Below are 11502 nucleotides of genomic sequence, written 5' to 3'. Positions count from 1 at the left end.
GGTTTCCTGATCGTCAGAAGCCAACGAGCTTGTTCTCCTCGAGGTTGCCGAGCACATGGGCGTGCACGTGGAAGACGGACTGCGCGACACTCGCGCCGTTGTTGAAGATGAGGCGGTACTCGCCGTTGGCATGCTCCTCGGCGATGCGCTTGGCGGCGGCGACCATCTCCGCCAACAGTTCGGGGTCCCCGGCTGCGAGTGCGGTCACGTCGCGGTACTCCTCGGTCTTCGGGATGACGAGTACATGGAGCGGCGCCTGCGGATCGATGTCGCGGATCGCGAAGACGCGACCGGTGTCGAGCAGGATCTCCCCCGGGATGTCCCCGGTGAGGATGCGCGTGAAGATCGAGGGTTCGCTCATGCTCTCAGCTTACTGGGGGGACGCGGGCCGCGGCCGGTCACCAGCGGCCGAGGGCCACCGAGAGCACGGCGATGGCGGCAGGTCCCGCAGTGGAGGTGCGCAACACGGTGTCGCCGAGCAGGACGCGCTCAGCGCCGGCCGCCGCGAGCTTCTCGAGCTCCTCCGGAGCGATCCCGCCCTCCGGACCCACCACGAGCACGAGGTCACGGTCGTCGGGAACGAGCGTGGAGAGCCGGGCGGGAGCGGTCGGGTCGAGCAGCACCACCCGCTGCGTCGCCGCGCGCGCCGCGAGCTGTGCGGTCGACTCGGGGGCGGCCACCTCGGGCACCCAGGTCCGGTGCGCCTGCTTGGCCGCCTCGCGAACGATCGTCGCCCAGCGCTCGCGTCCCTTCACCGCCTTCGGACCCTCCCAGCGCGACACACTCCGGCTCGCCTGCCACGGCACGATCTCGTCGACGCCCAGTTCACATGCCGCCTGCACCGCGAGCTCGTCGCGGTCGCCCTTCGCCAGCGCCTGCACGAGCACGAGACGCGGGTTGGCCGGCTCGTGCTCGACGCGCTCGGCGATCCGCACATCGACGCGCGACGGCGACACCTCCTCGGCGACCCCCGTCAGCCAGACACCTCGGCCGTCGCCGACGGTGACCGCCTCGCCGACGCGCAGCCGCCGGACGACGGCCGCATGCTTGGCCTCGGCGCCCGTCAGCGACACGAGACCGCCCACCGCGGCGTCGCCTGCGGACTCGACGAGGAAGTGCAGCGCCACGATCAGTGAGTACGGAACCGGTCGCGCAGCTTGGAGAACAGGCCCTGCTGGAACTGCGCGAGCTGCGGGCCCGGCGCCTTGTTCTTCTTCGCGAAGTCCTCGATGAGCTTGCGCTGCGCGGAGTCGAGCTTGGTGGGGGTGACCACCTGCACACCGACGCGGAGATCGCCACGCTGGGTGCCGCGCAGCGGCGTGATGCCCCGTCCCTTGATGGTCAGCACGTCGCCGGACTGCACGCCCGCGCGGATCTCCAGGTCGACCTCCCCGTCGAGCCCCTCGATCGAGGTCTCGGTGCCCAGGATGGCGTCGGTCATGGACACCTCGAGCGTGGCGAGCAGGTCGTCACCATCGCGGCTGAACGCGGGGTGCGGGTTGACCGTCACCTCGACGTACAGGTCGCCGTTCGGGCCACCGGCGCGTCCGACCTCGCCGGAACCCGGGAGCTGCAGCCGCAGGCCGGTCTCGACGCCCGCCGGGATGTCGAGGGACACCGTGCGGCGCGACCGGACGCGTCCCTGACCGCCGCAGGTGCCACAGGGGTACGGGATGGTCGTGCCGTAGCCCTCGCAGGTGCCGCAGGGCTGAGAGGTGACGACGTTGCCGAGCAGACTGCGCACCTGACGCTGCACGTGGCCGGTGCCACCGCAGATGTCGCAGGTGACGGGCGACGTGCCCTCCTGGCAGCACGAGCCCTGACAGGTCTCGCAGAGCACAGCCGTGTCCACCTCGATGTCGCGGTGCGCACCGAAGACCACGTCTCCCAGGTCGAGTGTGACCCGGACGAGGGCATCCTGCCCGCGCTCCCGTCGTGACCGGGGACGAGCGCCGCGCCCGCCGCCCTGGGACGCGCCGAAGAACGTCTCGAAGATGTCGCCGAAGCCGCCGAAGCCGCCGAAGCTGTTCGCGCCGTCACCGCCACCCATGTCGTAGCGGCGGCGCGACTCCTCGTCGCTGAGCACGTCGTAGGCGTGCGTGACCAGCTTGAACTTCTCTGCGGCCTCCTCGCCCGGGTTCACGTCCGGGTGGAGCTGCCGTGCCAGGCGCCGATACGCCTTCTTGATCTCGTCGGTGGAAGCGTCCCGGGACACCCCGAGAACCTCGTAGTGGTCCGCCACAATCGCCTTTCTGCGCGTGTTTTCCGTGGGGCCGCCTCAGCGGCCGGCCTCGTCATCGTCGAGCATCCGCGACAGGTAGCGGGCGACCGCCCGTGCCGCTGCGAGGTTGCTCGGATAGTCCATCCGGGTCGGTCCCATGACACCGACCCGCGCGGTCCCCGAGGGTGCCGCGTAGTTGCTGGCCACGATCGACGCCTCGCCGAGCCCGAAGGAGGCGTTCTCGGTGCCGATGCTCGCCGCGAGGCCGTGCTCGTCCGGCACCATCTCGCTCATCAGCCGCAGCAGCGTGACCTGCTCCTCGATGGCCTCGAGGAGGGGGTGGATGCTGCCGCGGAAGTCCTGTTCCCGTCGCGCCAGGGTCGCCGCGCCCGCCATCACGAGCCGCTCCTGCCGGAAGCCGCCGAGCTCGTCGATCACGACTCCGGCGACGGCGCGGAGAACGCGGTCCTGGGGGGTCTCCTCCGTGGCGAGGAGTGCCTGCAGGCGGTCGGAAGCCGCCGCGATCGCCTGCCCGGTGATGAGGGCGGACAGTCGAGCGCGCAGCACCGCGAGGTCCGCTTCGTCGATCGTGTCCGGCAGCGCGGTGATCCGCTGTGATACCCCGCCGGCGTCCGTGACCAGGACCGTGAGGAGCCGGTTGGGAGCGAGCGTCACGAGTTCGACGTGCGTCACGTGGGCCCGCGCGAACGACGGGTACTGGGCCAGCGCGACCTGTCCGGTGAGTTGCGTGAGCACGCGGACCGTACGGACCATCAGATCGTCGAGGTCGGCCGGATCGGCGAGGAACGACTCGATGGCCGAGCGCTGCGCGGTGGAGAGCGGACGGAGCTGGGCGAGGTGATTCACGAACACCCGGTAGCCCTTGTCCGTGGGGACGCGCCCGGACGACGTGTGCGGAGCCGTGATCAGCTCTTCGTCCTCCAGCTGCGCCATGTCGTTGCGGATCGTCGCGGCCGAGACGCCGAAGGAATGGCGGTCGACGATGGAACGGCTGCCCACGGGCTCGTGCGTCTCGACGTAGTCCTGCACGATCGCGCGGAGAACCTGCAGCCCTCGCTCTGTGACCATGGGTTCTCCTTCCCGCCGACCGGGTGCTGGCACTCTGCCACCCTGAGTGCCAATCCTACCTCCTGCGATCGGGAGTTCTCCGAAGGCGGGACGGCTCGGGCGGCGTCGCTCAGTCGGTCAGCTCACGCACCACCGCGTCGGCGAGGAGGCGACCGCGCAGCGTGAGCTGCACGCGACCGCGGATCGCCGCCGGCGCATCGATCAGGCCGTCGGCGATGAGCCCGGCGACGCGGTCCCTGTTCCGCTCCGGGACGTCCGTCACCGCGATCCCTTCGCGGATGCGGCTGAGGAGGAGGATGCGCTCGAGCGTCTGCGCCTCCTGGTCGGGACGTTCGCGACCTGCCGCCGGCGAGGATGAGGCGGCCAGCCGCTGTGCGTAGGCCGCCGGGTGCTTGACGTTCCACCACCGGAGCCCGGCCACGTGGCTGTGCGCCCCGGGGCCGAAGCCCCACCAGTCGCTCCCCCGCCAGTATGCGAGGTTGTGCCGCGACCGCTGCCCTTCGCTGCGGGCCCAGTTGCTGACCTCGTACCACTCGAACCCGGCGGCGGCGAGGCGCTCGTCCGCCATCTCGTACATGTCCGCCTGCAGGTCGTCGTCCGGTGTCGGCACCTCGCCACGACGGATCTGCCGCGCGAGCTTCGTGCCGTCTTCGATGATGAGCGCGTACGCGGAGATGTGGTCGGGCTCCAGGGCGAGCGCGGCGTCCAGGGATGCTTCCCAATCCGCGAGCGATTCCCCCGGCGCGCCGTAGATGAGGTCGACGCTGACGGCGAGGCCCGCGTCCTTCGCGGCGGCGACCGCGGTGCGCACGTTCTCGGGCCGATGCGTCCGATCGAGCGCGGCGAGCACGTGCGGGACGGCCGACTGCATGCCGACGGAGAGTCTCGTGACCCCCGCCTCTGCGAGGATGCGCGCGACCTCCGGCGTCACCGTGTCGGGATTGGCCTCGACCGTCACCTCGGCACCCGGAGCGAGCCCGAACGCCGCGGTGGCCGCTCCCAGCATCCGCGCCAGATCGCCTGCCGGCAGCAGCGTGGGTGTGCCGCCACCGAAGAACACCGTGTCCATCGGCCGCAGCGCTCCGGCGTCCTCCAGCACGGTGCGGGCGAGGGCGATCTCGCCGATGAGGGTGGACGCGTAGTCCTCCTGCTTCGCCCCGCGGAGCTCGCTGGACGTGTACGTGTTGAAGTCGCAGTAGCCGCAGCGCACCCGGCAGAACGGGATGTGGAGGTAGGCGGAGAACGGCGTCTCCGCGGAGATCGGGAGGTCGGCAGGGAGTCGTCCGTCCGGCGGCGCGGGATCCCCGAGCGGAAGCGGTCCCGCCATCACACCGGGGTCGCGTAGAGCGGGGAGATCGCGCGGAGGTAGCGCGCGAAGAGCTCGCGACGGCGGCGCTTCATGAGGGCGGGGACGAGGCGATAGAGCAGCGTGTTCGGGGCGTCGAAGGCGCGGACGGTGAACCACACCTCGTCGTTGTCCTCACGCCAGTCCACATCGAACGACTCCTCGCCGCGGACCACGGATCCGCCCACCGTGCCCAGCACGAAGCCGATCCGGCGGGTCTCCTCGGTGACGGAGATCACGCGCAGCTCCGAATCGGCGCGCATGCCACCGACACGGCCGCGCAGGTGGAGCGTCATGCCCGCGCCCACGAAGGGCATCCCCTCCGCGTCGTACCGCGGCTCCACGTCGCGCTTGCTCGGTGCGACCGGGTTGCCCTCAGCGTCGAAGCTCACGCCCGCGTACGCCGGACCGGGAGCAGGACGGACGTCTTCCACGGAGAGCCCGGCGGCGCGCTGCGCGGTCCACGACAGCAGGGCCTCGCCGGCCGTCTGGAAACGCTCCTCACCGCTGCCGATGCGCCAGGATTCCTCCGCCGGGATGCTGCGCTCCGGCGGGTACTGCATCAGATCGGGGGCGTGGGTCGCACCCACGGCCGCATAGTCCACCGTGTCGTCTCGGAAAGTCCCGCGCCGCATGAGTTCCAGCCTACTTCGGGTTCCCTGAGCGAACACCCCCCGCGCCGCACGCCGTCACATCCCCCGGATGATGCTGGGTCCCTGAGCCTGTCGAAGGGCTGGATCCCTGAGCGTGTCGAAGGACCTTCCGTCGTTGTCGACCTCGTACAGTGCGCTTCGACAAGCTCAGCGACCTAGCGTGGACCGCCCCTGAGAACCGCGCGCTTCGACAGGCTCAGCGACCCCGCGCGGGCAGCCCGGAAGAACCGAAGCTACTTCTTGTCCTTGGTCTCGACGTCGCCGGAGAGAGCGGCGATGAACGCCTCCTGGGGGACCTCGACGCGTCCCACCATCTTCATGCGCTTCTTCCCCTCCTTCTGCTTCTCGAGGAGTTTGCGCTTACGGGTGATGTCACCGCCGTAGCACTTCGCGAGCACGTCCTTGCGGATCGCGCGGATCGTCTCGCGAGCGATGATGCGGGCACCGATCGCGGCCTGGATCGGCACCTCGAACTGCTGGCGAGGGATGAGCTTGCGCAGCCGCTCCGCCATCATCGTGCCGTAGGCGTACGCCTTGTCACGGTGCACGATCGAGCTGAACGCGTCGACCTTCTCGCCCTGGAGCAGGATGTCGACCTTGACGAGGTCGGCCTCCTGCTGCCCCGAGGGCTCGTAATCCAGGGAGGCGTAGCCCTGCGTCTTGGACTTGAGCTGGTCGAAGAAGTCGAACACGATCTCGCCGAGCGGCATGTTGTAGCGCAGCTCGACGCGCTCCTCGGAGAAGTACTCCATGCCGAGCAACGTGCCACGACGCGACTGGCACAGCTCCATGACGGTGCCGACGTAGTCCTTGGGCAACAGGATGGCTGCCTTGACCATGGGCTCCGACACCGAGCCGATGCGCCCATCGGGGTACTCGCTCGGGTTCGTGACGGTGACGGTCTCGCCGGTGTCGCTCGTGAGCACCTCGTAGATCACGCTCGGCGCGGTGGTGATGAGGTCGAGGCCGAACTCCCGCGCGAGGCGCTCGGTCACGATCTCCAGGTGCAGCAGGCCGAGGAAGCCGCAGCGGAATCCGAACCCGAGAGCCACAGAGGTCTCCGGCTCGTACTGCAGCGAGGCATCGGAGAGCTTCAGCTTGTCGAGCGCCTCGCGCAGTTCCGCGTAGTCGCTGCCGTCGATCGGGTAGATACCCGAGAAGACCATCGGCTTGGGGTCCGTGTAGCCGGGAAGAGCTTCCGCCGCGGGCTTGCGGGCGTTCGTGATCGTGTCGCCGACCTTCGACTGACGCACGTCCTTCACGCCGGTGATGAGGTAGCCCACCTCGCCGACGCCGAGACCCTTGGTGGGAGTGGGCTCCGGGCTCGACACGCCGACCTCGAGAGCCTCGTGGTTCGCGCCCGTGGACATCATCTGGATGCGCTCGCGGGGCGAGAGGCTGCCGTCGACCATCCGCACGTAGGTGACGACGCCGCGGTATGCGTCGTAGACGGAGTCGAAGATCATCGCGCGGGCCGGGGCCTCCGCGTCGCCCACGGGCGCCGGAATCTCCTCGACGATCCGATCGAGCAGCTCCTCCACGCCCATACCGGTCTTCCCGGAGACCCGCAGCACATCCTCGGGCTTGCCGCCGATGAGCGAGGCGAGCTCCTTCGCGTACTTCTCGGGATCGGCGGCCGGGAGGTCGATCTTGTTGAGGACGGGGATGATGTGGAGGTCGTTCTCCAGCGCGAGGTAGAGGTTGGCCAGCGTCTGGGCCTCGATGCCCTGCGCGGCGTCGACGAGGAGGATGGCGCCCTCGCACGCGGCCAGCGACCGGGACACCTCATACGTGAAGTCCACGTGACCCGGTGTGTCGATCATATTGAGCGCGAAGACCTCGTCGGCCCCCTGCGCCTGGGCGAGCGCCCAGGGCATCCGCACCGCCTGGCTCTTGATCGTGATGCCGCGCTCACGCTCGATGTCCATGCGGTCGAGGTACTGGGCACGCATGTCCCGCTCCGCGACCACGCCGGTGATCTGGAGCATGCGGTCGGCCAGGGTCGACTTGCCGTGGTCGATGTGGGCGATGATGCAGAAATTGCGGATCTGCGCAGCCGGCGTCGCGGCAGGCTGAAGAGGGGTGAGAGCGCGTGGGGACATGTCCCGTCGATTGTACGGTGAGGGCTCTCATAATCCCCATTCGGGCGTATCGGTGATAGTCTCCCGAAGTTGCCCGGGATCAATCCGTGACACCGGATCCCGTAAGCGATACGACTCCGTCACAGACTCCGTGAGGGCTGTCGCGTCGCGCGGAACGGCGGATGACACCCGATCATCCGCCCGGCTCAGCGTTGCGTCGGCAGACCCCGAGCGCGTCTGGAGAAGAGAAAGACAAATCCCCCTTGATCAAGTACCTCGCGCGCCGTGCCCTCGGCTGGCTGCTCATGATCGTGGTCGCGACGAACCTCACCTACTTCCTCGCGTGGGGCTTCCTCGATCCGCGCAGCAACTATGTGGGTCGTCGCCCTCCGCTCAGCCCCGAGCAGATCGACAACGTCCTCATACCCCGTAACCTCAGCGACACCGTCCCGCTGATCGAACGGTGGTGGAACTGGTTCTCGGGGATTCTGCTGCGATGGGACTGGGGCGTGAGCCCGACGGGCCAGTCGGTGAACGAGCAGGTCGCGTACCGGATGTGGGTGAGCGCCGAGCTCGTTCTCGGCGCCACGATCATCGCCGCCGTGCTCGGAGTGTGGCTGGGCGTGTACACCGCTTCTCGTCAGTACAAGCTCGCCGACCGCATCGGCCAGGCGACCTCGATCATCACGATGAACATCAACATCATCGTCGCCGGTCTCGCCGTGGTGCTCCTCGCCATCGCCCTCAACGAGGCGACCGGCGTGCGCATCTTCTACGTCACCGGCTCCTCCAGTCCCGGGGTGACCGGCTTCTTCCCCACGATCGTCGATGCCCTGCAGCACGTCACCCTGCCGACGATCGCCCTTGTTCTCGTGGGGTATGCGCAGTACCACTTCCTCCAGCGCTCTCTGCTGCTCGACAACATCAACGCTGATTACGTCCGCACGGCGCGTGCCAAGGGACTCACGAAGGCCAAGGCGATCCGGAAGCACGCGCTGCGCACGTCTCTCATCCCCGTCGCCACCCAGGTCGCCTTCACGATCCCGACGATCTTCACCGGCGCGATTCTGACCGAGACGATCTTCGCCTGGCAGGGCATGGGCCGCTACTTCCTCGACACCATCAATCAGAACGACATCAACGGTGTCGTGGCGGTCGCCGCCTTCGGCGCCGTTCTGACCGCGATCGGCGCCGTCCTGGCGGACATCATCGTGGTCATCCTCGACCCGCGAGTGAGGGTGAGCTGAAAATGACCACGGAAATGATCGATCCCCTCGTCGAGCCGCCCGTCGGCCCCCCACAGCCCGCCGACAAGTCGCTCTCCAAGTGGACGCTGTACACGCGTCGGTTCCTGCGCAACAAGCCCGCTGTCGGTGGCATCGTCGTGCTGTTCGTCCTGATCCTGTTCGCGACGCTCGGACCGCTGCTGTCGCGCTACGCGGTGAATGACATGGACTTCCTGGCGTTGAGCTCGCCGCCGTCGGCTGACCACTGGTTCGGGACCAACGGCGCGGGCAACGACACGTACACGCAGACCGCGATCGGCCTGCAGCGGTCCCTCATGATCGCCATCACCGTATCGCTCGGCACCACCATCCTCTCGGCGCTTGTCGGCACCGCGGCCGCGTACTTCGGCGGCTGGTTCGAGCGCATCGCGCTCCTGGTGATCCACTTCATGATGGTCGTCCCGACGTTCCTCATCCTGTCGGTCGTCTCGAACGACTCCGGCGGTGTCTGGTGGGTCATCGCTCTGGTGATGATCTTCGTCGGATGGTTCTTCCCGGCACGCATCATCTGGACGATGGCCCTGTCGCTCCGCGAACGCGAGTACGTGCAGGCAGCCCGCTACATGGGCGTCCGCGGCGGACGCATCGTCCTGCGGCACCTGGTTCCGAACATCGGCTCCCTGCTCGTGATCAACTTCACCCTGGGCATCGTCGCGGCCGTGACGACCGAGACCGGGCTGTCGTTCATCGGCTTCGGCGTCAAGATCCCTGACGTCTCCCTCGGCTCGCTGATCGGCGAGGGCAGCACGTCCATCACGAGTTCGCCGTGGCTGTTCTACTTCCCTGCCCTCGTCCTCACACTGCTCACCGTGTCGATGGCTCTCATCGCCGACGGTTTGCGGGACGCCCTCGATCCCACCTCGGCTGCTGGAGGCCGCGCATGAGCCCTATCCTCTCCGTCCGCGACCTCAACGTCAGCTTCGCCTCTGAGGCGGGCCGTGTGCACGCCGTGCGTGGAGTCTCCTTCGACCTCGAGGCCGGCAAGACCCTCGGCATCGTCGGAGAGTCCGGATCGGGCAAGTCGGTCACCTCGCTCGCGGTGATGGGTCTGCTCGACGAGAACGCCAAGGTTTCTGGTTCCATCGTGTTCGACGGCCAGGAACTGATCGGAAAGACGGACGGACAGCTCTCGACGATCCGCGGCAACGGCTTGTCGATGATCTTCCAGGATCCACTGACGTCGCTGACCCCCGTCTACACCATCGGCACGCAACTGATCGAGGCGCTGACCGTGCACCGCAACCTGAGCGCCAGAGAAGCCAACGCCCGGGCCATCGACCTGCTCAAACTCGTCGGGATCCCCGAGCCTGAAAAGCGCATGAAGGCCTTCCCGCACGAGTTCTCCGGCGGCATGCGTCAGCGCGTCGTCATCGCCATCGCGATGGCGAACAACCCGAAGCTGATCATCGCCGACGAGCCGACCACGGCCCTCGACGTGACCATCCAGGCACAGATCCTCGACCTCATCGAGAAGGCGCAGGATGAGACGGGCGCGGCCGTGATGATGATCACGCATGACATGGGCGTCGTGGCTCGCACGGCCGACGACGTCATGGTCATGTACGCGGGCAAGCCCGTGGAGCAGGCCCCGGTCAGGGAGCTGTTCCACAAGACGCGGATGCCCTACTCGATCGGACTCCTCGGCGCCATCCCCCGTGTGGACAAGGCCGAGAAGGAGCCGCTGACGCCGATCAAGGGCAATCCGCCGCTGCTCATCGACCTGCCCGATGCCTGCCCGTTCGCGGACCGTTGCCCCATCGTCATCGACGCCTGCCGAGCGAAGGAGCCCGCGCTTCTCCCCGTGCATACGGGAGGTGCGGCTGAACACCGTGCGGCGTGCATCCGGGCGGACGAGATCGAGGACGGCGGCATGCTCGGCGGCCTTCCCGTGTATCCCGTGCGCGAGGTCCCCGAGAGCGACCTCACCCGCCTCCCCCGCGAGGAGCGGCCGGTCACGCTCGAGGTGAAAAATCTCACCAAGACGTTCCCACTCCTGAAGGGCGCGTTCCTCAAGCGCAAGGTCGGTGAGGTCCACGCGATCAAGGGCATCAGCTTCGATGTGCGCGAGGGCGAGACGATGGCCATCGTCGGCGAATCGGGCTCCGGCAAGACGACGACGCTGCTGCAGATCATGGACATGATCAAGCAGACCGACGGCGACATCGTCATCGCCGGCACCAGTGTCAACGACATCCGCAGCCGCAAGGTCGAGCGTGCCCTGCGCCGCGACATCCAGATCGTGTTCCAGGACCCCATGGGCGCTCTGGATCCTCGTCTGACCGTCGCCGACATCATCGCAGAGCCGCTTCTCGCGATCGGCACGCCCAGCGCAGAGGTGCACCGACGCGTCGGCGAACTCATGGATCTCGTCGGCCTCAACCCGGCGCACCGCGATCGCTTCCCGCAAGCGTTCTCGGGCGGTCAGCGACAGCGCATCGGCATCGCCCGGGCCCTGTCGACGAACCCGAAGATCGTCGTGCTCGATGAACCGGTCTCCGCACTCGACGTGTCGATCCAGGCCGGTGTCATCAACCTGCTCGACGAGCTGAAGGTCAAGCTTGGCCTGTCGTACCTCTTCGTCGCTCACGACCTGTCGGTAGTGCGTCACATCGCCGATCGCGTCGCCGTGATGTACCTCGGCGACTTCGTCGAGCACGGCGATGTGGATGAGGTGTTCGACAACCCGCAGCACCCGTACACCAAGGCTCTGCTCTCGGCGATCCCCGTCCCGGACCCGGACATCGAGCGCACCCGGCAGCGGGTCGTGTTCGATCCCGAGACGATGAGCACGAAGCCGGCAACGGTCTGACCCCGGCGGAGCGCCGGC

At 68.0% G+C, this 11502-nt stretch carries 10 protein-coding genes; 3 read left to right on the top strand and 7 right to left on the bottom strand.

The genetic code is table 11. From position 1 onward, the window contains the following. Positions 1-13: 13 nt before the first annotated feature. The 7 genes from AB0P08_RS06455 to lepA form a co-directional block, all read right to left on the bottom strand. Entirely contained in the window at positions 14-361 is a 348-nt protein-coding gene (locus AB0P08_RS06455; protein WP_101845350.1) for an HIT domain-containing protein, read from the bottom strand. A gap of 37 nt (positions 362-398) precedes the next feature. Then, complete coding sequence (locus AB0P08_RS06450) at positions 399-1127, bottom strand: 16S rRNA (uracil(1498)-N(3))-methyltransferase (RefSeq protein WP_363588878.1); 729 nt, start codon at positions 1125-1127, stop codon at positions 399-401. Between the two features lie 2 nt (positions 1128-1129). Further along, a complete protein-coding gene (gene dnaJ, locus AB0P08_RS06445; protein WP_363588876.1) occupies positions 1130-2242 on the bottom strand; it encodes a molecular chaperone DnaJ in 1113 nt (370 codons plus the stop codon). A 36-nt stretch (positions 2243-2278) separates the two neighbouring features. Further along, positions 2279-3310, bottom strand: a complete 1032-nt coding sequence (gene hrcA, locus AB0P08_RS06440; RefSeq protein ID WP_280564282.1) for a heat-inducible transcriptional repressor HrcA — start codon at positions 3308-3310, stop codon at positions 2279-2281. 109 nt (positions 3311-3419) lie between these two features. Next, positions 3420-4637 carry a radical SAM family heme chaperone HemW gene (hemW, locus tag AB0P08_RS06435; RefSeq protein ID WP_363588874.1) on the bottom strand — a complete coding sequence of 406 codons (1218 nt, stop codon included), beginning with the start codon at positions 4635-4637 and terminating at the stop codon, positions 3420-3422. After that, positions 4637-5290 carry a DUF1990 domain-containing protein gene (locus AB0P08_RS06430; protein ID WP_363588872.1) on the bottom strand — a complete coding sequence of 218 codons (654 nt, stop codon included), beginning with the start codon at positions 5288-5290 and terminating at the stop codon, positions 4637-4639. Before AB0P08_RS06430 ends, hemW begins: the two co-directional genes overlap by 1 nt. Before the next feature lie 251 nt (positions 5291-5541). Next, entirely contained in the window at positions 5542-7410 is a 1869-nt protein-coding gene (lepA, locus tag AB0P08_RS06425) for a translation elongation factor 4 (RefSeq protein ID WP_363588870.1), read from the bottom strand. 242 nt (positions 7411-7652) lie between these two features. Between lepA and AB0P08_RS06420 the strand changes: the two genes are divergently transcribed. The 3 genes from AB0P08_RS06420 to AB0P08_RS06410 are packed head-to-tail and all read left to right on the top strand — an operon-like array spanning position 7653 to position 11484. After that, positions 7653-8636, top strand: coding sequence for an ABC transporter permease (locus AB0P08_RS06420; RefSeq protein WP_363588868.1), 984 nt, complete (start codon positions 7653-7655; stop codon positions 8634-8636). A gap of 2 nt (positions 8637-8638) precedes the next feature. Next, on the top strand, positions 8639-9559 hold the full coding sequence (locus AB0P08_RS06415; protein WP_363588866.1) for an ABC transporter permease: 921 nt from the start codon (positions 8639-8641) through the stop codon (positions 9557-9559). Continuing rightward, on the top strand, positions 9556-11484 hold the full coding sequence (locus AB0P08_RS06410; RefSeq protein ID WP_363588864.1) for an ABC transporter ATP-binding protein: 1929 nt from the start codon (positions 9556-9558) through the stop codon (positions 11482-11484). Before AB0P08_RS06415 ends, AB0P08_RS06410 begins: the two co-directional genes overlap by 4 nt. The last annotated feature ends 18 nt before the right edge of the window (positions 11485-11502 follow it).

Source organism: Microbacterium meiriae (assembly GCF_040686935.1).
In the GTDB taxonomy this organism is placed as follows: domain Bacteria; phylum Actinomycetota; class Actinomycetes; order Actinomycetales; family Microbacteriaceae; genus Microbacterium; species Microbacterium meiriae.
The sequence above is the reverse complement of the archived record's forward strand: the minus strand, read 5'-3'. Positions and strand labels throughout refer to the sequence as shown.

Coding starts and splice junctions, on each gene's coding strand:
- lepA (WP_363588870.1), bottom strand. CDS start 7,410: ATGTCCCCACGCGCTCTCACCCCTCTTCAGCCTGCCGCGACGCCGGCT.
- AB0P08_RS06415 (WP_363588866.1), top strand. CDS start 8,639: ATGACCACGGAAATGATCGATCCCCTCGTCGAGCCGCCCGTCGGCCCC.
- hrcA (WP_280564282.1), bottom strand. CDS start 3,310: ATGGTCACAGAGCGAGGGCTGCAGGTTCTCCGCGCGATCGTGCAGGAC.
- AB0P08_RS06455 (WP_101845350.1), bottom strand. CDS start 361: ATGAGCGAACCCTCGATCTTCACGCGCATCCTCACCGGGGACATCCCG.
- AB0P08_RS06430 (WP_363588872.1), bottom strand. CDS start 5,290: ATGCGGCGCGGGACTTTCCGAGACGACACGGTGGACTATGCGGCCGTG.
- hemW (WP_363588874.1), bottom strand. CDS start 4,637: ATGGCGGGACCGCTTCCGCTCGGGGATCCCGCGCCGCCGGACGGACGA.
- AB0P08_RS06410 (WP_363588864.1), top strand. CDS start 9,556: ATGAGCCCTATCCTCTCCGTCCGCGACCTCAACGTCAGCTTCGCCTCT.